General features: G+C 63.9%; 18 protein-coding genes and 2 tRNA genes. 16 read left to right on the top strand and 4 right to left on the bottom strand.

What is annotated here, in order from left to right; all coding sequences use genetic code 11:
* Window positions 1-12: 12 nt before the first annotated feature.
* Window positions 13-828, bottom strand: a complete 816-nt coding sequence (locus ABFX19_RS15375; protein ID WP_277359577.1) for a lysophospholipid acyltransferase family protein — start codon at window positions 826-828, stop codon at window positions 13-15.
* Window positions 829-872: 44 nt separating this feature from the next.
* A complete protein-coding gene (locus ABFX19_RS15380; protein WP_277359578.1) occupies window positions 873-1,628 on the bottom strand; it encodes an alpha/beta hydrolase in 756 nt (251 codons plus the stop codon).
* 153 nt (window positions 1,629-1,781) lie between these two features.
* Here ABFX19_RS15380 and ABFX19_RS15385 point away from each other — a divergent pair, with 153 nt between their 5' ends.
* From ABFX19_RS15385 to ABFX19_RS15410, 6 genes are all read left to right on the top strand, one after another.
* Window positions 1,782-3,185 carry a YibE/F family protein gene (locus tag ABFX19_RS15385; protein ID WP_428831059.1) on the top strand — a complete coding sequence of 468 codons (1,404 nt, stop codon included), beginning with the start codon at window positions 1,782-1,784 and terminating at the stop codon, window positions 3,183-3,185.
* Window positions 3,186-3,222: 37 nt separating this feature from the next.
* Complete coding sequence (dusB, locus tag ABFX19_RS15390; RefSeq protein ID WP_277359871.1) at window positions 3,223-4,401, top strand: tRNA dihydrouridine synthase DusB; 1,179 nt, start codon at window positions 3,223-3,225, stop codon at window positions 4,399-4,401.
* 13 nt (window positions 4,402-4,414) lie between these two features.
* Window positions 4,415-5,710, top strand: a complete 1,296-nt coding sequence (locus tag ABFX19_RS15395; protein ID WP_277359870.1) for a deoxyguanosinetriphosphate triphosphohydrolase — start codon at window positions 4,415-4,417, stop codon at window positions 5,708-5,710.
* A gap of 86 nt (window positions 5,711-5,796) precedes the next feature.
* Window positions 5,797-7,734 carry a DNA primase gene (dnaG, locus tag ABFX19_RS15400; RefSeq protein WP_346028848.1) on the top strand — a complete coding sequence of 646 codons (1,938 nt, stop codon included), beginning with the start codon at window positions 5,797-5,799 and terminating at the stop codon, window positions 7,732-7,734.
* A 55-nt stretch (window positions 7,735-7,789) separates the two neighbouring features.
* Window positions 7,790-7,862: transfer RNA gene (locus ABFX19_RS15405), tRNA-Asn, on the top strand.
* Between the two features lie 93 nt (window positions 7,863-7,955).
* A complete protein-coding gene (locus tag ABFX19_RS15410) occupies window positions 7,956-9,434 on the top strand; it encodes an SDR family oxidoreductase (RefSeq protein ID WP_346028849.1) in 1,479 nt (492 codons plus the stop codon).
* Window positions 9,435-9,471: 37 nt separating this feature from the next.
* Here ABFX19_RS15410 and ABFX19_RS15415 read toward each other — a convergent pair whose 3' ends face one another.
* Entirely contained in the window at window positions 9,472-10,695 is a 1,224-nt protein-coding gene (locus ABFX19_RS15415; protein ID WP_277359646.1) for a multidrug effflux MFS transporter, read from the bottom strand.
* 251 nt (window positions 10,696-10,946) lie between these two features.
* Between ABFX19_RS15415 and ABFX19_RS15420 the strand changes: the two genes are divergently transcribed.
* The 7 genes from ABFX19_RS15420 (at window position 10,947) to ABFX19_RS15450 (ending at window position 17,645) form a co-directional block, all read left to right on the top strand.
* Window positions 10,947-12,386, top strand: coding sequence for a sugar porter family MFS transporter (locus ABFX19_RS15420; protein WP_346028850.1), 1,440 nt, complete (start codon window positions 10,947-10,949; stop codon window positions 12,384-12,386).
* Between the two features lie 74 nt (window positions 12,387-12,460).
* Window positions 12,461-13,315, top strand: a complete 855-nt coding sequence (locus tag ABFX19_RS15425) for a phage holin family protein (protein WP_235563272.1) — start codon at window positions 12,461-12,463, stop codon at window positions 13,313-13,315.
* Window positions 13,316-13,395: 80 nt separating this feature from the next.
* Entirely contained in the window at window positions 13,396-14,004 is a 609-nt protein-coding gene (locus ABFX19_RS15430) for a CDP-alcohol phosphatidyltransferase family protein (protein WP_346028851.1), read from the top strand.
* Window positions 14,005-14,017: 13 nt separating this feature from the next.
* Entirely contained in the window at window positions 14,018-14,908 is an 891-nt protein-coding gene (locus ABFX19_RS15435; RefSeq protein ID WP_346028852.1) for a DMT family transporter, read from the top strand.
* A gap of 43 nt (window positions 14,909-14,951) precedes the next feature.
* Window positions 14,952-16,148: a glycosyltransferase gene (locus ABFX19_RS15440; RefSeq protein ID WP_277359643.1), complete on the top strand. Its 1,197-nt coding sequence runs from the start codon at window positions 14,952-14,954 to the stop codon at window positions 16,146-16,148.
* 63 nt (window positions 16,149-16,211) lie between these two features.
* A tRNA-Ile gene (locus tag ABFX19_RS15445) sits at window positions 16,212-16,285 on the top strand.
* A 169-nt stretch (window positions 16,286-16,454) separates the two neighbouring features.
* Window positions 16,455-17,645 (top strand): acyl-CoA dehydrogenase family protein, encoded by a 1,191-nt coding sequence (locus tag ABFX19_RS15450; protein WP_277359642.1) that lies wholly within the window; start codon window positions 16,455-16,457, stop codon window positions 17,643-17,645.
* Between the two features lie 14 nt (window positions 17,646-17,659).
* Here ABFX19_RS15450 and ABFX19_RS15455 read toward each other — a convergent pair whose 3' ends face one another.
* The gene (locus ABFX19_RS15455) at window positions 17,660-18,172 is read right to left on the bottom strand and encodes a M23 family metallopeptidase (RefSeq protein ID WP_346028853.1); all 513 of its coding nucleotides are present in this window, start codon (window positions 18,170-18,172) and stop codon (window positions 17,660-17,662) included.
* Window positions 18,173-18,612: 440 nt separating this feature from the next.
* On the opposite strand from ABFX19_RS15455, the gene rpsB reads away from it, so the two are divergent.
* The 3 genes from rpsB (at window position 18,613) to pyrH (ending at window position 21,468) form a co-directional block, all read left to right on the top strand.
* On the top strand, window positions 18,613-19,572 hold the full coding sequence (gene rpsB / locus ABFX19_RS15460) for a 30S ribosomal protein S2 (protein ID WP_277359640.1): 960 nt from the start codon (window positions 18,613-18,615) through the stop codon (window positions 19,570-19,572).
* Window positions 19,573-19,686: 114 nt separating this feature from the next.
* Entirely contained in the window at window positions 19,687-20,523 is an 837-nt protein-coding gene (gene tsf, locus ABFX19_RS15465) for a translation elongation factor Ts (RefSeq protein WP_277359639.1), read from the top strand.
* Window positions 20,524-20,730: 207 nt separating this feature from the next.
* Window positions 20,731-21,468, top strand: a complete 738-nt coding sequence (pyrH, locus tag ABFX19_RS15470; RefSeq protein ID WP_277359638.1) for a UMP kinase — start codon at window positions 20,731-20,733, stop codon at window positions 21,466-21,468.
* Window positions 21,469-21,516: the final 48 nt, after the last annotated feature.

Raw genomic sequence — 21,516 nt, forward strand, 5'->3', positions numbered from 1 at the left:
GCGTCGCCTAGATCATCCGCGGCGGTAACGTCCGGCCGCGGCGTCCCGTGCATCCGCTGCAGCACGCTCGGCCTCGGTCAGCGCACCTCCACCGAGATGGGCAGGCTGCCACCACGCGCCAGGTGGCGGCACCAGCGGAAAATCAGCAATCCCGCGGTCAATGCCGTCCTGCAGTTCCGCACGTAGTTGTTCCGTCTCGAGGGCTATGTCCGCGTCCTGGGTATGCCTGATCGGTTCGCTGATGTGAACCCGGATTGGTGCACGCCAGGCCCGGCGGAGTGAGAACCCGTGACCGCGGGTCATCAGCCGGTGCGCTCCCCAGACTGACACGGGAATGAGCGGCACATCGGCTTCGGCCGCAAGGCGTACCGCGCCCGTCTTGAGCTCGCGCACCGTGAAGCTACGGCTTACACCGGCTTCGGGAAGGATGGCGATGTACTCGCCGGCGCGAAGTTTTTCGAGCGCACCCTCGTAGGCCGCGGCGCCTGCGCTGCGGTCGACGATCACGTGTCCGCAGGCGGAGATGGCCGGTCCTGCAAACCAGTGCGACGCCGCAGCCTTGGTAATCAGAAACTTCAGTTGGGCGCGGGTATGCTTCCACAGCACAAGCTCGGCAAACGCAAAGTCGAGGTAACCGAAGTGGGTGATAGCGAACACCGCTCCCTCTCCAGGCACAGGCGTTCGTGACACCCCCGTGCCTGCGTGCGCGGAAGGCAGATGTGATTCGCCGCTGACCATGACGCGCATCCGGAAGATCCACCGCAGCAGCAGACCGCTGTGCACCAGCATGCGGTAGAACCGGACGCTCTGCTTCGGAACCCAGGCCATCGTTCAGACGCCCCGCTTCGAACGGGGGGATAGGGACAACGGGTTCACAGCGTGACGCCGAGCGGTGAGGGTTCAACGAGCACGTCCGCAGCGCGCCGGAGGTACTTCGCGTCCACCGGTGCGCCGGTGTCGTCGGAGAAACTCTTCAGCAGGTAAGAGGCGCTGAGCTCGTGCCATACGGAAAGTTTCGTGAACATGAAGTGTCCGGCACCGGTCAGCGTGACGTACCGGACGTCGTCGGCAATGTGCTGAATTCGCTGCGCGTATCTCAGTGACTGCCGCGGCGAGGTCCAGCGGTCCGCGTCCCCATGGACGATGAGCACTCTTCGTCCGGACACCTGCTGCAGCGGCGTTGTGCTGTCAAGCCATGGTGCCAGGGCTACGACGGCGCGGACCTGCGGATCATCCGCCGCGCACAGGGCCGTCAGGCCACCCATCGAGTGGCCCAGCAGGTAGACAGGCTTGCCGGGGTGACGCTTCCGGATCTGCTGCAGCGCCCAGCGCGCATCGTGCAGCGCGGACATGTGCTCGCCGTTCCATCCTCGCACCCTGTTCCGCAGGCTCCAGGTCTCAAGGCCGGCCGGGGATCCCCAGGAAGAAAGCAGCCGGGCAAACGGAATCATCCGTGCCGGGCTCAGGTGTCGTGACCGCACCGGCTCGAAGCTGTTCGAGCGCCCACCGTGCAGCACCAGCACAACCCCGCGTACGGCGCCAGCCGCCGGCCGGACCGTCACTTCCGGCGCATGCGCCATTGACCCGTCCGCATCCTGGTCGGCTTCACTGAACCGTTCCTTCGCCATGCACCCTCCACTCACTTCCGATCCGGATACACACAGGCCATGCGCTGCGTCCCTGCTCCCGACCGCCATCCTGCGTAGAATCCTCGGGGGACTCCGCACCAGGCAGGCCGGTTTCCATCCTGCCAGTAGTACACCGACAGCAAGGAACGATGAGTGGGCCACAGCCATATCCATCCTTCTGACGGGGCCGCTCCTCCACCCAACCCGGAGCAGATCGCTGCCCTGTCAAGAACGCGCCGGCGGGCGAATTTTCTCCTCGCGGGGATCCTTGTTCCGCTCGGCGTCATCACACTCGTCGCGATGATGATGCTGTGGCCGGGCGCCGACCGGCCCGGCATCACCGTTGCCGATCCGCTCGCCACCGCGCCCGGCACCTCAATGGATGTGGGTACGGTGCAGCGCGTGGTTTCGGAGGACTGCCCGTCCTCCCAACCAACCGTCGACGCCGGCGGCGAAGCGCAGCAGTGCCTGGTCGCCTACACAGAGCCTGACTCCGGCGGCTCAGCCGTTCCGGTGGAACTCAACCCTGAAATTGCACATTCCGGTCAGGTGGAACCGGGCGATTCAATCCGCTACCTCAATCTCGACGGTGTCATCAACGGTGGAGGCACGCCCTACATTTTCGTGGACTTCGTGCGCACGCTCCCCGTGGCAGCGCTCGCGGTGCTGTACGCCGTCGTCGTTGTTTCTGTTGCCCGGTGGCGCGGACTGCGGGCGATCATCGGACTGGTGGGCGCGCTCTTCGTCCTGGCACAGTTCATGCTGCCCGGGCTGATCGAGGGCAAACCTCCCTTGCTGCTGGGGCTGGTGGGCTCGGTTGTCATCATGTTCGGGGTCCTCTACTTTGCGCACGGCTTCTCGGCGCGAACCTCGACGGCGCTGCTCGGCACGATCTTCGGACTCGCCATCACCGCGCTGCTGGCAGCCTGGGCCACGGACACCGCGAACCTCACCGGTGTGGGCAATGACAGCGCAAGTGCACTGATCAATGCAGCGCCTGAGGTCTCGCTCTCCGGAATCATCCTCTGCGGACTGATCATTTCCGGGCTCGGTGTGCTCAACGATGTGACCATCACCCAGTCCTCGGCGGTCTGGGAGCTTTACGAACTGGCGCCAGGAACGTCCACGCGGCGGCTGTTCGCCGGGGCCATGCGCATTGGGCGCGACCACATCGCCTCAACGGTCTACACGATTGCCTTTGCCTACGCGGGCGCCGCCCTTCCACTGCTGATCCTCGTGTCGCTACAGGACAGTTCCCTGATGACCGCCCTGACCAGCGGTGAACTCGTTGAGGAGGTGGTTCGTACCCTGGTCGGATCAATAGGCCTGGTTCTTGCCATCCCGGTTACCACGCTGGTTGCCGTCCTGGTGGTCAAGGCGGTCGGCCGTGGAGCCGGTCCGGTCGTCTCCAGGAAACAGCACGACGGCGCACCCACCCCTGCAGCGCTCGCCGCCGAGGAGGCGCCTGGGCAGCCGGCTGAAGGCGCACACAGCGAGCAGGTTGCGGCGGGCGCGCTGCCGAGCCGCAGGGAGCTGCGCGAGCAGAGGCAGGGCTGACGCCCCTCGATTTGCCCTGTCTTGCGACAATGGTTGGGTGAGCATTGCACCGACTACTACCTCCACGCGGCTCGACCTGCCGCCGCTGCGCCTGGGCGGGATAACCGTCGATACCCCTGTGGTTCTCGCTCCCATGGCCGGCATCACCAATACAGCGTTCCGCCGGCTGTGCCGCGAGTACGGCGGCGGCCTGTACGTCTCCGAAATGGTGACGTCCCGCGCCCTCGTCGAACGCAATCCGGAGTCCCTGCGCATCATCTCCCATGACGAGGATGAATTGGTGCGCTCCGTCCAGCTGTACGGCGTGGACCCCAAGACCGTCGGAGCCGCCGTTCGTATCCTCGTCGAGGAAGACCGCGCGGACCACATTGACCTGAACTTCGGCTGCCCGGTCCCGAAGGTCACCCGGAAGGGCGGCGGAGCGGCGCTTCCGTGGAAGCTCGACCTCTTCACCGGCATCGTGCAGACGGCCGTCCGGGAAGCTTCGCGGGGGAACATCCCGTTGACCATCAAGATGCGCAAAGGCATCGACGAGGATCACCTGACTTTCCGTGAGGCAGGCAAGATCGCGCGCGATGCCGGCGTGGCCGCCGTTGCGCTGCATGGACGCACTGCCTCCCAGTTCTACTCCGGCAAAGCCGACTGGAACGCCATCGCCGAGCTGCGTGAGGCCCTGCCGGATGTTCCGGTACTGGGAAACGGTGATATCTGGAGTGCGGAAGACGCAATCCGCATGGTTCAGCAGACTGGTGTTGACGGCGTCGTGGTAGGCCGTGGCTGCCAGGGTAGGCCGTGGCTGTTCGGTGACCTCATGAACGCCTTCGAGGGCAGGGATGAGCGGCACCAGCCCGGGCTCGGGCAGGTGGCGGACACGGTGTACCGCCACGCGGAGCTGCTGGTGGACACCTTCGGCAACGAGATGATGGCGCTGCGCGACATCCGCAAGCACATGGCCTGGTACTTCAAGGGCTACGTGGTGGGTGGAGAATTGCGTGCAGCGCTCGCCGCCGTACCCACGCTCGAGGTTCTGCGCGGTCTGCTCGATCAACTGGACCGCACGTCTCCGTATCCCGGCACTGACGCCGAAGGACCGCGCGGGCGTGCGGGATCACCCAAGCGCACGTCGCTGCCGGACAAGTGGCTCGAGGCCCGCCAGCTCAATCCTGAACAGCAGGCGGACATCGCCGCGGCGGAAGTCGACATATCGGGTGGATAGGGCGGCTGAGCACATGCAGAATTCCCCCGTCGGCAATGCAGCGCCGATTACTCCCGGCTACACGGATGCGGACATGCAGCGCTGGGTCGATGAAGCGCCCAAGAGCCTGCATCGTACGCACTTTGAGCGTGACCGCGCACGCGTCCTCCACTCCTCGGCGTTGAGACGGCTTGGCGCGAAGACGCAGGTGGTCGCCCCCGATACTGACGACTTCGTGCGGACCCGATTGACCCACAGCCTCGAGGTGGCGCAGGTGGGGCGGGAGCTGGGTCGCTCCCTCGGCTGCGACCCGGACATCGTCGACGCCGCCTGCCTCTCCCACGATCTTGGACATCCTCCGTTCGGGCACAACGGCGAGGCCACGTTGAATGACCTGGCGCACTCCATCGGCGGGTTCGAGGGCAACGCACAGACACTTCGGCTCCTGACCCGGCTTGAGCCCAAAGTCATCCGTGCCGACGGCGAACCGGCCGGGCTCAACCTCACCCGAGCCAGCCTCGATGCCGCGTGCAAGTACCCGTGGACTGCTGTGAACGCGCCGGTGATCCACGGACACCGCACCTCGAAGTTCGGCGCCTATGAGGACGATCTCCCCGTCTTCACCTGGCTGCGGCAGGGGGCACCGGCCGGCCGGTCCTGCCTTGAAGCGCAGGTCATGGACCTGGCCGATGACATCTCCTACTCCGTCCATGACGTCGAAGACGCCATCGTGGCCGGTCACTTCCAGCTCAAGTGGATGGACAACCCCGACCACCGCGCCCGCGTTGTCGGGTACACCCAGCAGTGGTACCTGCCGCACTCCGATCCGGCCGCCGTCGACGCTGCGCTCGCACGGCTGGAAGCAACGGACGTCTGGGTTCGCGAGGCTGACGGCAGCCGCAAAGCCATGGCCGCGCTGAAGAACATGACCAGCCAGCTGATCGGTCGTTTCTGCCTCAGTGCACTGCAGACAACACGGGGCATTTACGGCACCGACCCGCTCACCCGGTACGCCGCCGAGATGGTGGTTCCCGAGGACACGGTCACCGAGATCGCGGTGATGAAGGGCCTTGCAACCACCTACGTGATGACCAGCGTCCACCGCCAGCCCATTTATGAGCGGCAACGTGAGGTGCTGTCCTCGCTGGTGCAACAGATGGCCGCCGCAGGGGACAGCTTCCTTGAGCCCATGTTCGCCTCCGATTGGCGCCAGGCGGACGACGACGACGCCCGCCTCCGCGTGGTGATCGACCAGGTGGCATCCCTGACGGATGCCTCCGCCCTCGCCCTGCACGAAAGGGTTGTCGGGCCCGTTCCCGCGCTCTGGTAGAGGTTATGCACACGCCCGGATAGCGGTATTCACAGGGCCGGGCTACCGGACGGCGGAACCGGAGACCGAACACTAGACTGGATAATATGGCCGGACTCATCAAGCGTGAAGACATCGATGAGGTTCGCCAGCGCACCGACATCAAGGAAGTGGTGGACGGGTACGTCACCCTGAAGTCCGCCGGTGTGGGGTCCTGGAAAGGTCTCTGCCCCTTCCACGATGAGCGGTCGCCGTCGTTCCATGTCCGTCCGCACATGGGCTCCTATCACTGCTTCGGATGCGGTGAAGGTGGTGATGTCATTTCCTTCGTGCAGAAGATGGATCACACGTCCTTCGCGGAGACGGTTGAAAAGCTGGCCGCACGCATCTCTTTCGAACTGCGCTATGAGGATGGCGGAACCGGCCCCCGGCGCGAGGATTCCGGCAAGCGGCAGCGCCTCCTCGATGCACACAAGATTGCTGCGGAATTCTACCGCGACCAACTGTTGACACCAGAGGCGGCGACCGGCCGCGCTTTCCTGCAGGAGCGCGGCTTCGACCGGGCCGCCGCTGAACACTTCGGCGTCGGCTACGCGCCCCAGGGGTGGGACGGCCTGCTCAATCACCTGACCGGCCGCGGGTTTCTCCTGGACGAGCTGAAGCTGACCGGCATGTTCAGTGTTTCGTCCAACAACTCGGGCCGGCTCTACGACCGCTTCCGGGGCAGGCTGATGTGGCCCATTCGGGACATCACCGGGGACACCGTGGGATTCGGCGCACGCAAGCTGTATGAGGATGACCCGGGGCCCAAGTACCTGAATACCCCTGAGACCACCCTCTACAAGAAGTCGCAGGTCCTGTACGGAATCGATCTCGCCAAACGGGAGATCGCAAAGTCACGTCAGCTCGTGGTGGTGGAGGGCTACACCGACGTCATGGCGTGCCACCTCGCCGGAGTAGGCACCGCCGTAGCCACCTGCGGCACGGCCTTCGGTGCCGAGCACATCAAGATCGCGCGCCGGCTCCTGTCCGACGACGGCACCGGCGGAGAGGTCATCTTCACCTTCGATGGCGACGCCGCCGGGCAGAAAGCGGCACTGCGCGCCTTCGAGGAGGATCAGCGGTTCAACGCGCAGACTTATGTGGCGGTCGGCGCTGACGGCGCTGACCCCTGCGAGCTGCGACAGACCGCGGGGGACCAGGCCGTTCAGGACCTCATGAGCACCCGGCGCCCGCTGTTTGAGTTCGCCATCAAAGCATCGTTTGACCAGTTCGATCTCTCCACCGGCGAGGGCCAGACAAAAGCGCTACGGCACGCGGCTCCCATCGTGGCCAACATCCGCGATGTGTCCCTGAGGTCGGTCTACACCCGGGAACTGTCCCGGTGGCTCGGCATGCAATTCGTTGGCGAGGACCAGGTGGCGCGCGCGGTCACGGCCGCGGCAAAGCGGGCAACCCAACCGGCACAGGATGGCAAGCAGGGTGCACAGAACCCGCAGAGCCGCCAGCCCGCCCAGGCACCGGGCAGCGGCCCTGAATTGGTGGAAGAAGTGCCGCAGTTCCGGCGTCCAGATCCGCGTGATCCTGTTGCACGGATGGAGCGCGAAGCGCTCGAGGTGGTTCTCCAGTATCCGCAACTGCTTGATCAGGACCAGTGGGACCGTTTTTCTGATTCCCGCTTCTCCGTGCCCGCCTACGCCGCGCTGCATGATGCAGTGCGTGCTGCCGGAACTACAGGGAGAGACAGAGCCGACTCCGCATCGAACTGGGTGGAACGGGTGCGCCAGGAGGTTCCCGACATGCTGCGTGGTTATGTGAGCGAACTCGCCGTGACGCCGCTGCCCGCGACGGATGGAGAGGGGATGGCCGCGTACTGCCGAGACATCCTCAGCAGGCTCTCGGAGCTGCGCATCACCCGGCTGAAGGCAGAGAAGCTGAGCTCACTGCAGAGGCTCGATCCGGCGGCTGATCCATCCCTCTTTCAGCAACTGAACCGGGAGCTGATGGAGCTCGAAATGGAACGCCGCGCCCTGCGCTCGGACTAGCAGCCGGCCAATTTCACTTACCCGGTTTTCCTATGTAAAGTTGTTTCTGCTGCTTTCCCCCGTAGCTCAATTGGCAGAGCATTCGACTGTTAATCGAAGGGTTACTGGTTCAAGTCCAGTCGGGGGAGCAAATAGGCTCCTGACCTGCGTTTTCGCCGGTCAGGAGCCTTTCTCGTTAGCCGCCGGGTTGCCACTCAGGCTGGGCGCGTAGTCTGACCCCTATGCGCAATGATGATCTTGTTCTGGTAACGGGCGCCACTGGATATATCGGAGGTCGGCTCGTCTCCCGGCTGCTGGAAGACGGCCGGCGGGTCCGCGTGGTTGTGCGGTCACCCCAGAAGCTGCGGGACGTACCGTGGGCAGCGCAGGTCGAGGTGGTCGAAGGCGATCTGCAGGACGCCGAAACTATGAACCGTGCAAGCGAGGGCGTCTCCACGCTCTATTACCTCGTGCACTCCATGGGCTCCGGACGGGGGTTCGAGGAGCGGGAAGCGCAGATCGCATCGACCGTCGCCAAGGCTGCCTCGCAGGCTTCCGTCAAGCGCATCGTCTACCTCGGCGGTCTCCACCCGCAGGGTGTAAAGCTCTCAACGCACATGCGCTCCCGCGTGGCCGTGGGTGAAGTGTTGCTGGCATCGGGCGTTCCCACCATCGCTTTCCAGGCCGGCGTCGTCATCGGTTCCGGCTCCGCGTCCTTCGAGATGATCAGGCACCTGGCCGATGTATTGCCGGTCATGCCCGCGCCGAAGTGGGTACTGAACCGCATCGAACCCATCTCCGTGCGTGACGTCATCCACTACCTCCTCGGCGCATTGGACCTGCCGGAGGGGCTCAACCGGACCTTCGACATCGGTTCCGGAGACGTCCTGACCTACGCGGACATGATGAAGCGCTATGCGGAAGCCGCCGGTCTGCCCGGTCGAACGGTCCTGGCGCTGCCGGTGCTCACTCCGCGACTGGCCGGGCACTGGGTGAACCTCGTGACCCCCATCCCGCGGGCTATGGCGATGCCGCTGATTGAATCCCTCCAGCACAACGCGGTCACCGCCGAAGCAGACATCCATGAGTATGTGCCGCTGCCGGAGGGCGGGCTCACCGACTATCGCGCCGCCGTCGACCTCGCCCTGAACAAAATGAGCGCCGGTGAGGTAGAAACGAGTTGGGCGGGAGCTTCGCAGCGCGACGCTGTCGCGGATCCGCTTCCCTCCGACCCACAGTGGGCCGGCCACACGGTCTACAAGGACGAGCGCACCTTCCGCTCCAGCGCACCCGCTCCCGCGGTCTGGAAAGTGATCGAAGGCATCGGCGGGGAAAACGGCTGGTACTCCTGGCCCGTGGCGTGGGCTGCCCGCGGCTGGCTGGACAAGCTCGCCGGCGGTGTCGGCCTGCGCCGCGGACGCCGGCACTCGTCGGAGCTGATGGCAGGAGAGGCCCTGGACTTCTGGCGCGTTGAAGAGCTGGTGCGCGGCGAGAAGCTCCGTCTGCGGGCGGAAATGAAACTTCCTGGACGAGCCTGGCTCGAACTCTCGGTAGTGCCCGACGGCGGAGCGAGCGAATATCGTCAGCGCGCCATCTTCTTCCCCCGCGGCCTGGCCGGCCGGCTCTACTGGCTCGGCGTGCTGCCGTTCCACGGCGTGGTGTTCGCCTCCATGGCGCGCAACATCACGCGTACAGCCGAACGCGCCGGGCACCAGGCGTAGAGCCTGCTGTCCCTGGCCGTCGCTTGAGAGGAGCTGGCTAGCTGATCGCGGGTACGGTCCTCGGCCGCACAATCGTCCAGAGGAACACAATCCCGAGGGCAATACAGCAGGCCATGACCGCCGCCATGGGTGTGGCTGACGCTATCCCGAGAACTCCCACAATCGGTGAGATGATCCCAGCCAACCCGAAGGTGGTCGCGCCGAGAAGTGACGCGGCGGTTCCGGCCTGCGCGCCATGGTTGGCCAGCGCGAGCACCTGGACGCAGGGGAACGTGAAGCCGGCAGCCGAGATGTAGAACCAGAGCGGAACCGCGGTACCCCAGAATCCGAAGCCCAGGTAGTCGAAGAGGATCATCAGGAGCGCCATCGCGAGCATTGCCGCGGTGGAGCAGGCGATGATCCACTGCGGACCCACCCTCCGAACCACCCGGGCGCTGATCTGGACAGCAGCCACAATGCCGAGCGAGTTCACTGCGAAGAGCAGCCCGTACTGCTGGGGATCAAGCCCGTACACGTCCTGGAACAGGAACGGCGATGCCGACAGATAGGAAAACAGGCCCGAAAAGTTCATGCCGCCCACCAGCAGAATGCCGATGAAGACACGGTCGGTCAGCACCGCGCGATACCGCTGAAGAGCCGTGGACGACGACGCTTTCCGCCGGTCCGCAGGCAGGGTTTCAATGATGAACAACGAGACGGCGAGGATCACCAGGAACCCGTACGCGGCGAGGAACCAGAAGATTCCGGGCCACGGCATGATCACGAGTAACTGGGACCCGATGACGGGCGCGAAGATGGGGGCCATCCCGTTCACCAGCGCCATGTAGGAAAGCATGCGAACCAGTGGGTAGCCGCTGAAGAGGTCGCGGATCATCGCCATGGCCACCACGCCGCCTCCGGCTGCGCCCATTCCCTGCAGCACACGAAAGACCATGAGCATGCCGATCTCTGTGGACAGCGCGGCCCCGAGCGAGGCGATGACGTGCAGGCTGGTGGCCATGATCAGCGGCAGGCGCCGGCCCACCTTGTCACTCAGCGGACCCACGATCAGCTGGCCTGCAGCAAAGCCCACAATCGTTCCGGTCAGGGTGAGCTGCACAGCAGCCTCGGTGACGCCGAGATCATCCTGCAGTGCCGGGAACGCGGGCAGGTACAGGTCGATGGTGAACGGACCGAGCGCGGTGAGCGTGCCGAGAATGACAACGTAGATCAGCTTCTGGCGCCTGGTGAGCGCGTCGCCGGGGTGCGTGGTGGTGCTCAACAGATACCTATCTGGCGTGGCGGATGCGGGAGTCGCACTGCGGCGCTGCAGACGAAAGGTGGTGGAGAGCCGGTCGAGGCATCGAGGTGGTTGCCGGAACGAATCAACATCCATCTTAGGGCCCTCAGCCAACCTCGCGGAAGACCTGCCGCTATGAATGCTGACACTCATGTGCTCAGTAGGCTTCGGATTGTCGTAGGGTGAAATGCAGCTCAGAGGTCCACAGGGTAGCGCAGAGGTCAGGAGAACGCGTGAACGCCGGAGATCGGGATACAAGTGCGCCCTCAGGTGCACCGCACCCGCACATGGGAAAAGTCATCGGAGTCAGTGTCGCGGCCGCTGTCGGTGGACTCCTGTTCGGCTTCGACACTGCCGTCATCAATGGTGCGGTTGACGCTATCCAGGAAGACTTCAGCCTGGGGGAAGCCGTCCTGGGGTTCACTGTCGCGATCACGCTCCTGGGCTGTGCCGCGGGCGCCTGGTTTGCCGGTGAACTCGCGGACCGGCTCGGCCGCAAACGCGTCATGTTGGGCGCAGCTATCCTTTTCCTGATCAACTCGGTCGGATCCGGTTTCGCATTCAGCGAGTGGGACCTGATGCTCTGGCGCCTCATCGGTGGCGTCGCCATCGGAGTCGCATCAGTCATCGCGCCCGGCTATATCGCCGAGATCGCTCCGGCCAAGTGGCGTGGCGGACTCGCATCCATTCAGCAGCTGGCAATCACCGTCGGCATCTTCGCTGCACTGCTGTCCGACGCCTGGCTTGCCGACCTGGCAGGCGGAGCCACCGGAGAACTGTGGTGGGGGCTGCCGGCCTGGCGCTGGATGCTGCTTGTCGGCGTCGTACCGGCAATCATCTACGGAGTGCTGGCGCTGACCATTCCGGAATCGCCCCATTATCTGATTCGCGGTGGCCGCGACGCAGAAGCCGCACACGTGCTGTCCCGCGTGACCGGTATTCGGGACACCACCGCCAAACTGACCGAGATCCGTTCCACCCTCCGGATGGAGGACAAGACGACGCTGCGGGATCTCCGTGGATCGATGCTCGGCCTGCAGCCCATTCTCTGGGTGGGCATGACCGTTGCTGCCCTGCAGCAGCTTGTCGGCATCAACGCCATCTTCTATTACTCCACCACCCTGTGGCAGTCAGTCGGGTTCAGTGAGAGCGAGTCATTTACGACGTCGGTGATCACGTCGATCATCAACGTCGCGATGACCTTCGTGGCCATCTTCTTCGTTGACAGGATCGGCCGCCGCAAGCTGCTGCTGGTAGGTTCCGCAGGAATGTTTGTCGGCCTTCTCGCCGCAACCGTGTCCTTCGCGCAGGCAACGGGGAGCGGAGCGGATGTTTCGCTTCCCGGTGTGTGGGGGCCGGTGGCCCTGGTCGGCGCAAACCTGTTCGTCATCTTCTTCGCGGCGACGTGGGGGCCGGTCATGTGGGTGACACTCGGAGAAATGTTCCCGAACAAGGTGCGCTCCATCGCACTGGGCGTAGCAACGATGGTGAACTGGATTTTCAACTTCATTGTCACGCTCGCATTTCCCTGGGTCAGTGAGAACCTTGGCGTCTGGATCATGTACGCGGTGTTCACCGGCTTCGCCGTTGTTTCCTTCTGGTTCGTGAAGACCCAGCTTCAGGAGTATGCCGGCCGGGAACTCGAGGACCGGGACGAATTGCCGGCCCGCTGAGCCGGTGATCGGCCCGGGCGCGGGCGGGAAGTATGCGTCAGTGGTAATTTTGGGAACAGATGCAGGATGAACGGATGGGAGCAGGGCATATGGACAGCTCGACCAGCACGCGGGTGAACCGGGCCGGCGGCAAGCCGTCGGTGATCGGCTTGATCAGATTGCTGCTGCGGCTGACCCCGCGCCAGTTGGGCGACGAAGTCTCGCTTGCCCGCGAACAGCTCAAACAGAAGGGCATCACGGCCGGCATTGCTGCGGCGTTCTTCGTCGTGGCGCTGGTGTTTGTGGCATTCCTTGCCGTAGCCCTCATTGTCGCGGCGATCATGGGGCTGGCTACGGTCATGCCCCCCTGGCTGGCTGCTCTGTGCTTCGCTGCCCTGTTCCTCATCATTGCCGCCATTGCAGCACTGATGGGCCTGTCCCGCTTCAAGAAGGCGCTGCCGCTCCTGCCGGAAGACGCCATTCGCGGCATCAAGTATGACATCGGTGTGCTCAAGGAAGGGCGCAAGTTCAACCCGGCCACGCTTGACGTCAAGAAGCCGAAGGAAGAAAAGAAGCCCAAGCACAAGGAAACAGGGGAGCCCAAGCCGCCTGCGCCGTCGTACGCTGAGCTCCGCAGCCGCTCCGGCCGCCGCCGCGATCACATTGCAGAAACCAGGGATGATCTCGGGCGCGGACTGGACTTCAAGTCCCAGGTGGACCACACGAAATCACGCGCGCGCACCGCCGCTGCCCAGGCCAAGTCCTCGGCAGTTCATGCCCGGGAAGCGCAGCGGACCCGTAGCGGCTCGACCCGCGTGACCCACACTCCTGGGTCATCTGCCCCTGCACGTCACAACCAGACGCTCGCTGACCGCTGGAAGCCACTAAGCGTTGTCGCCGCTTCTGCCGCTGCAATCGCTGTCATGGTAAGACGGCTCGTCGCCAAGTAGGCACTGCACATCGCGCGGACACTGCGTCAGCCGCTTCGGTGCATCCAGGGCCCTGCCTGCATAATGGGAGCGGAGGGACTGTGATCAGACTTATTGGCGCCGGGGGAAAGCCTGGTCAGGCGACGTCCGAACTGGACACGTTCTGGACCGTACCGAACATCATCACCGTTGTCCGGTTCCTTGGGGTCCCGCTGTTTGTGATGTTCATTGTCCAGCGCGAATATGCCGCGGCCGTCATCACCCTGGTGCTGCTCGGATCAACCGACTGGATCGACGGCTATATCGCCCGCAGGTTCAGCCAGGTGTCCTCGGTGGGCAAGTGGCTTGATCCCGTGGCAGACCGAACGGCGCTGATCGTGGTTGCCGTGACCTTCGTGGTGGACGGCGTTGCGCCCGCCTGGCTCGTGTGGGCCATCGTGATCCCTGATGCAATTCTCATCATCAACGTCCTGATCCTCTTCGGCGGACGGCTGCGTCTGCCCGTGTCCAACATCGGCAAGATCCGGACCGCACTGCTGCTGGTGGGATCCCCCCTCCTGCTCCTGCAGCGTGTGGAAGGGTTCGACCAGCTGTGGCTCGAGATCACCGCCAACGTGCTGCTGATCCTCGGGTGCATCGGTCACGTCATTGCGTTCTACGGTTATTTCACGGCGTCGCACCGGGTGTACCGGCTGGAGCGCACCGCATGACGAAAGCGGGCGCATGGCCTGGGTAGCGGTACTCCTTGCGCTCCTCGGCGCCTGCTTCCTTGCTGTCGGTGCCCAGCGCCAGGGCAGTGCGGTGCGCTCCAATACCGGCGGGCTGTCCCTCAACTCCACGGGGTTCGTCCGGTTGCTGCGCAATCCGCGCTGGATTCTCGGCCTGATCCTGCTCGGTGCCGGGATGGTGTGCAACGTCATCGCCCTCAGCCTGGCCAGCCTTACCGTTGTGCAGCCGATCGGCGCCATCGCGCTGGTCATTACCACCGTCGTGAACTCCAGGGACCAGGGCGTGCGCATCAACCGGCCCACCGTCGTCGCAATCTCCGCGTGCGTCGCAGGCAGTGCGCTGTTCGTGCTGCTGGCACTCAATGTGACACGCAAAGACCATGTTGTCCTGCCGGACCAGGAACTGACCGCCGTGTTGCTGCTGTGCATCGCCGTCGCGCTGTTCGGCACGCTTGCGGTTGTCTTCAAGCGCAGGCTCAGCGCTTTCGCCTACATTCTCGGCGCCGGCGTCCTCTTCGGCTTCGTTGCCGTGCTGACCAAGATCATTGCTACGCACCTGTTGGACCCAAACGGCCGGGTCTTCCTCAACGTCCCCATCTACAGCGTCATTGCGATCATCGCAGCCGCCGGCCTCGGCTCATGGTTCGTCCAGAGCGCCTATGCCACCGGCCCGCCGGATCTGGTGATTGCCGGCCTCACGGTCATTGATCCCATCGTGGGAATTGCCGTCGGCATAGTGGTGCTGGGTGAACTCCAGCCAAACGTTGAATCGGTGATTGCAATTGCCATGGGTGCGGCCGCCATCGTTGCTATTGTTGGAGTAATAGCACTGTCGCGCCACCATCCGGATGTGGTCAAGCGCCAGAAAGAAGCACGACGGCGGTAACGCCCGTAACTTCTCCCACCGTTGCCAACCCGAGGACTACTTCGTGACCGATACGGCAGCAGATGCGCCGCTGACCATCCTGATCGCTGCAGACACCTACCCGCCGCATGTCAACGGCGCCTCCATGTTCGGCTACCGCCTGGCCAAGGGGATGACGGCCCGCGGCCATGACGTTCACGTTCTTGCCCCGAACACGATCAACGGCCGGAGCTTCACCGAGCCGGGCGGAGACTGGACGGTGCACCGACTCCGTTCGCACTCTGTCCCCACCCACGAATACTGGCGGATCTGCCTACCCTGGGAAATCAAGCGCGAGATCAGCATGCTCTTCGACCGGGTGCAGCCCGATGTGGTGCACATCCAGTGCCACTACATGGTGGGGGAGTATGCGCTGTATGAAGCCGTGAAGCGCGGGATCCGTGTGGTCGCCACCAATCACTTCATGCCGGAGAACCTGAACCCCTTCCTGCCCTTCCCTCAGTGGTTCAAGAACATCGTCGCGAAGAATTCCTGGCGCGACATGGGCAAGGTCATGGGGAAAGCAGACGTTGTGACCACGCCTACGCCTCTTGCCGCAAAGGCCATGCACGAACACGCGTTTCTGCGCAAAGTGCTGCCGCTGTCGAACGGCATCGACGCGGCAGCCTACGAGGCCAGGCCCGGCGAGCAGCTCGAGCATCCCGGTCACCCGACCGCCCTGTTCGTGGGGCGCCTCGCTGAGGAAAAGCACGTCGACGTGCTCATCGACGCGGTCGCGAAGACTCCCAGCGAGCTGAACCTGCACCTGGAGATTGTCGGCGGGGGAGAAGTGAAACCGGCTCTGCAGGCGCAGGTCAAGCGGCTGGGGCTTGAAGACCGGGTCACATTTCACGGCCTCATCTCTGATGAGGAACTCCGTCAGGCGTACCTGCGTGCCACCGTGTTCTGCCAACCGGGGACAGCGGAACTGCAGTCCCTGGTCACACTCGAGGCGATGTCCGCTTCCACCCCGGTTCTGCTGGCAAACGCCATGGCATTGCCGCACTTGGTCGAAGACGGGGCAAACGGCTATTTGTTCACTCCCCATGACAGTGCCGAGCTGGGCCGCCGCCTTACCGAAATCATCTCCATGCCGGAGGCTGAACGCGAGCGGATGGGGAAGATGAGCCGTTCCATGGTTGAAAAGCACAGCATCGATGCCACACTGTCCACGTTCGAGGACCTCTACTTCGGCAGGTTCCACGACACCGAAACGGTCTAGCCGTCTGATTCACGGCCACCATCGTGGCTACAATGGACTGCGCCGGCGCGTCGTCGGCGTTGCGGGGCTGTAGCTCAGCTGGTTAGAGCAGCGGACTCATAATCCGTTTGTCCTGGGTTCAAGCCCCAGCAGCCCTACTCGTGCAGGAAACCCCGGTCCGGATGGGCCGGGGTTTTTTGCATCGTGCGCACGGGTGGCACTGGAAGTTACCCGCGGGTAACATAGGCCGAGGTGATCCGCACCGCGAGGGTACGGACAGCGCCGGTGCAGTTGAGCGCCGGTGCGACTGATGGTGAGGAACGTTTCATGGGTGCACCCGCAATCGACGCTGACAACCTGCCGTACGCGGACGGCGACTTCTACTTCTTCGAGCAGATGCTCGACCCGAAGGAGCGTACCCGGCTCCTTGAGGTGAGGGAATGGCTGGCCCAGGAAGTCCGCCCGCACGCAGCGTCCTGGTGGAACGTTGGCGCTTTTCCCACTGAGCTGATCCCGCGGATCGCCGAGCTGGACATTGTGTCTCCAGTCAAACGGCTGGGCTATTCAAACCTGTTCGCGGGCCTGCTGCACGCCGAATTCACCCGTGCCGACACCTCTATTGCAACGTTCATGGGTGTTCACGACGGCCTGTTCACCGGCTCCATCGAGACGCTCGCCTCCCCGGAGCAGCAAGCCGAATGGCTTCCGGACATCTACGCCATGAAAAAGATCGGCGCTTTCGGCCTGACGGAACCGCTCGGCGGTTCCGACGTCGCGGGCGGTACGCGGACAACCGCGGAGCGCAGCGGAGACGGGTGGGTCCTCAACGGTGCAAAGCGCTGGATCGGGAACGCTACCTTCTCCGACTGGGTTGTCATCTTCGCCCGTGATGTTGCGGACAACCAGGTCAAGGGGTTCATGGTTGACACCTCGCTACCTGGCTACAAGGCCACCAAGATCGAGAACAAAACCGCTCTGCGCACCGTTGAAAATGCCGACATTGTGCTCGACGGCCTCCAGATCAGCGACGACTACCGGCTCACCGGCGCCAACAGCTTCAAGGACACCAACAAGGTCCTGCGCATCACGCGGCTTTCGGTGGCGTGGCAGGCTGTAGGGCAACAATTGGCAGCCTTCGATGTTGCCCGGCGGTATGCCGTGGAGCGCCAGCAGTTTGGCCGCCCGCTCGCGTCCTTCCAGCTCATCCAGCAGCAGCTGGTCGAGATGCTCGGCAACACGGTGAGCTCCCTGGGCATGATGGTGCGTCTGGCGCAGTTGGCCGACGATGGCGGCGCGCGGGATGAGCAGTCCGCCCTCGCCAAAGCGTTCACCACTGCCCGGATGCGGGAAACAGTTGCCCTGGGCCGCAGCATCCTCGGCGGCAACGGCATAGTCACCGATTACGAGATGGCCAAAATCTTCGCCGATGCCGAAGCCGTCTATTCCTACGAGGGAACCTACGAAATCAACTCGCTTGTAACGGGTCGGGCCATCACGGGAATTGCTGCCTTCGTCTAAGTCGCTGCACCGGCTCAGGGATCGGCCAGCGGCAGCAGGACTGACGGCCGCCGGTCCGAGACGAAGGGTAGTGGGTTGACGTATTCCCCGTGTTCCCGCACGCCCCAGTGCACGCACAGGGATGGGCAGTGGGGTTCCGTGCTGATACGCCCCACCTCCTGCCCTGCGACGACCGTATCTCCTTCCGCTACCGAGGCTGTCACAGGTTCGAAGCTGGATAACAGTCCGCCGCCATGGTCGAGAGTCAGTACCGGCCGGTCCACCACCGTGCCGACGAACACCACCACGCCCTCAGCCGGGCTGAGGACTACGCCGTCCGACGCGCCGAGGTCAACACCGCGGTGCCCAGCCATCCAGGGTTCCGGCGGCCGGTCAAAGTGCCGCAGTACGGGCGGGGTTCCGTCGAGCGGCCAACTCCAGGGAGCTTCCGGATTCGAGGAAGCAGGCGACGGCCCGGGGGAGAGCAGCAGTCCGATGCAGACGGCGGCGCCCGCCAGGAAGCGGAATATATTCGCGAAAGTAGCCACCCACCCACTGTGAACGAGCCTGGCTGCGCGGGATCGGCGTCGTGCGCTCTATGTGGACAGCTTCAGCGGAAGCGGCGCGCTGTGCAGGTCGAGTGTTGTGGAGGCGGAGTGACGCCTGCCTTTGCCAGTCCGGGGGATGTGGCGGCTGTAGTACACTTGATGAAGCAGTTCTCCGTATCCCGTCGTGCCATGAAAGGCTCTTTCGGTCCGTTGGGTGTCGGGAACTGACTACGCGTGTCCCCGATTCGCAGGCATCTCGCCATCGATTTTCATGAGTGAGCTTACGCCTGGGAACACTGCTCCAGCGGTCCGGAGAAATCCGGTTGGAGGAGTGAGCGCACAGCTGACGGGCACCAGGACCCCCGCGTTCACCCGCGGGACATCAACCGTCAAACCGGCAGAACACAGCAGTGCCTGTGCTGCCCAACGAAAGGAACGGCATGCCAGTCGTTACCATGCGCCAGCTGCTTGACAGCGGCGTCCACTTCGGCCACCAGACCCGTCGCTGGAACCCGAAGATGAAGCGCTTCATTTTCACGGAGCGCAACGGAATCTACATCATTGACCTCCAGCAGTCGCTGTCCTACATCGACCGCGCCTACGAGTTCATCAAGGCCACTGTTGCCCACGGCGGCACCGTCCTGTTCGTCGGCACCAAGAAGCAGGCACAGGAAGCAATTGCCGAGCAGGCAACCCGTGTTGGCCAGCCGTACGTCAACCAGCGTTGGCTGGGAGGCATGCTCACCAACTTCCAGACGGTTTCCAAGCGCATCCAGCGCATGAAGGAACTTGAGGAGATCAACTTCGAGGATGTCGCCGGTTCCGGGCACACCAAGAAGGAACTGCTGTTGCTGCAGCGCGAGCTGACCAAGCTCGAGACCAACCTGGGTGGCATCCGCAACCTCACGAAGGCTCCGTCCATCGTCTGGGTTGTCGACACGAAGAAGGAACACCTCGCAATCGACGAGGCGAAGAAGCTCAACATCCCGGTTGTCGCCATCCTCGACACCAACTGTGATCCTGACGAAGTTGATTTCCCGATCCCGGGTAATGATGACGCCATCCGCGCAGTCAACCTGTTGACCCGCGTTGTCGCTGACGCCGTTGCTGAGGGTCTCATCGCCCGCAATAACCGGTCCTCCGGCAATGATGCTGCCGCAGCAGAAGAGCCGCTCGCCGAGTGGGAGCGTGAGCTGCTTGAGGGTAGCGCCGCACCTGCCGAGAGTGCACCCGCTGCTGATGCACCCGCTGCAGACGCGCCTGCTGAGGAAGCTCCGGCAACTGAGGCTCCCGCCGCTGAAGTAGCTCCCGCCGCTGAAGAAGCACCGGCTGCCGCTGCTGAGGAAGCCCCCGCAACTGACGCTCCTGCTGAGGAAGCTGCAAACAGCGAGAGCAAGTAGTTTCATCGACAGGGTGCGGGACGTCAAAGCCCGCACCCTTTCGCTTGTGCCGGAGAAAGATCCGGAGAACTTTTACTCAATACTTGACGAGAAACCCACATCTGAGGAGTTCAAATGGCAAACTACACTGCCGCTGACATCAAGGCTCTCCGCGAGCGGACCGGCGCCGGAATGATGGACGTGAAGAAGGCGCTCGACGAGGCCAACGGCGATGCCGAGAAGGCCATGGAGCTCATCCGCATCAAGGGCCTGAAGGGCGCCACCAAGCGCGAAGGCCGCTCAACCGCTGAAGGTCTCGTGGCCGCCAAGGTTGACGGTAACGTCGGTGTCATGGTCGAGGTCAACTGCGAAACCGACTTCGTGGCCAAGGCCGGGCCGTTCATCGAGTTCGCCAACAAGGTGCTCGCTGCGACCATCGAGTCCGGCGCCTCTGACGTTGAGTCACTGCTCGCTTACACCCTTGACGGCAAGCCGGTTTCCGAACATGTCATCGAGGCCGGTGCGCTGCTCGGCGAGAAGGTCGACATCCGTCGCGTGGCACGCGTCGAGGGCGCCATTGTCGATGCCTACCTGCACAAGACGTCAAAGGACCTCCCCGCACAGGTGGGCGTGCTGTTCGCCGTTGAAGGTAGCGGAGACGCCGCGGCTGAGGCTGCCCATGATGTGGCAGTTCACATTGCAGCCTACTCGCCCACGTACCTCACCCGTGAGGACGTACCGGCAGAGCTGGTCGAGACCGAGCGCCGTATTGCCGATGAGACCGCACGCGCCGAAGGCAAGCCCGAGGCCGCCCTCACCAAGATCGTCGAAGGCCGCCTGACCGGGTTCTTCAAGGAGGGCGTGCTGGTTGACCAGGCGTTCGCCAAGGACGCCAAGAAGTCGGTTGCCCAGGTACTGAAGGAAGCTTCTGTCGAGCCCAAGGAATTTGCTCGCTTCCGGGTGGGTGCCTGATCAGGTACTGACCCTTCCGGGCCGGTTTTTGTTTGAGATGATGGAGGGGCGGTCGCCACGGTGGCCGCCCCTCCGCCATGTCCGGCGAGTGGACCTGCCGGAAACCTGTAAGACTTACCAAGCCGGACATCAGTTCCACTGCTGACGCGCTGACACCCACACGGAACTCAGATTCTGACACGCACGTACGACTGCCCGGGAGGCATCATGGACACATACGACAAGGCCGGTCACAGCGAATCCCCGAGGCGGCGCGTGCTGTTGAAGCTCTCGGGAGAGGTTTTCGGCGGGGGCAAGCTCGGTGTCGATCCTGACATGGTGCGCGGCATAGCCAAGCAGATTGCCGCGACGATCGGCGAAGTGGAGGTTGCCATCGTGGTGGGCGGAGGCAACTTCTTCCGCGGTGCCGAGCTCTCGCAGAGCGGGATGGACCGCTCGCGTGCGGATTACATGGGCATGCTCGGCACGGTCATGAACTGCCTGGCGCTGCAGGATTTCCTGGAACAGGCCGGCGTTGAAACCCGTGTGCAGAGCGCAATCACCATGGGCCAGGTCGCCGAAGCCTACATCCCCCGCCGGGCAATCCGCCACCTGGAAAAGAGCAGGGTCGTCATCTTCGGTGCAGGTGCAGGCTTGCCCTACTTCTCCACCGACACAGTCGCCGCCCAGCGGGCGCTGGAAGTCCGTGCCGACGTCGTTCTGATGGCCAAGAGCGGTGTCGACGGCGTCTACACCGCGGACCCCCGCAAGGACCCGAGCGCGCAGAAACTCGATTCGCTGTCCTATGACGACGCGCTGCGCCAGGACATCCGGGTCATGGACCAGACGGCCATGACCATGTGCAAGGACAACAATCTTTCCATGGTGGTCTTCGGCATGGAGGGCGAGGGCAACGTCACCAGCGCGATCATGGGTGAACGGATAGGCACGGTCGTCACGGCCTGAGCGCCGCGCAGCGGTCGGTGAAGTCCCGGCAGGAGCCCGGCTGTGAAC

This window comes from Arthrobacter parietis, assembly GCF_039530425.1.
Classification (GTDB): Bacteria; Actinomycetota; Actinomycetes; order Actinomycetales; family Micrococcaceae; genus Arthrobacter_D; species Arthrobacter_D parietis.

Bases quoted from the DNA above. Each gene is read 5' to 3' on its own strand.
- ABFX19_RS15450 (WP_277359642.1), top strand. From the start codon at position 16,455: ATGGGTGCACCCGCAATCGACGCTGACAACCTGCCGTACGCGGACGGC.
- tsf (WP_277359639.1), top strand. From the start codon at position 19,687: ATGGCAAACTACACTGCCGCTGACATCAAGGCTCTCCGCGAGCGGACC.
- ABFX19_RS15410 (WP_346028849.1), top strand. From the start codon at position 7,956: ATGCGCAATGATGATCTTGTTCTGGTAACGGGCGCCACTGGATATATC.
- dnaG (WP_346028848.1), top strand. From the start codon at position 5,797: ATGGCCGGACTCATCAAGCGTGAAGACATCGATGAGGTTCGCCAGCGC.
- ABFX19_RS15395 (WP_277359870.1), top strand. From the start codon at position 4,415: ATGCAGAATTCCCCCGTCGGCAATGCAGCGCCGATTACTCCCGGCTAC.
- ABFX19_RS15375 (WP_277359577.1), bottom strand. From the start codon at position 828: ATGGCCTGGGTTCCGAAGCAGAGCGTCCGGTTCTACCGCATGCTGGTG.
- rpsB (WP_277359640.1), top strand. From the start codon at position 18,613: ATGCCAGTCGTTACCATGCGCCAGCTGCTTGACAGCGGCGTCCACTTC.
- ABFX19_RS15380 (WP_277359578.1), bottom strand. From the start codon at position 1,628: ATGGCGAAGGAACGGTTCAGTGAAGCCGACCAGGATGCGGACGGGTCA.
- ABFX19_RS15435 (WP_346028852.1), top strand. From the start codon at position 14,018: ATGGCCTGGGTAGCGGTACTCCTTGCGCTCCTCGGCGCCTGCTTCCTT.
- ABFX19_RS15425 (WP_235563272.1), top strand. From the start codon at position 12,461: ATGGGAGCAGGGCATATGGACAGCTCGACCAGCACGCGGGTGAACCGG.
- pyrH (WP_277359638.1), top strand. From the start codon at position 20,731: ATGGACACATACGACAAGGCCGGTCACAGCGAATCCCCGAGGCGGCGC.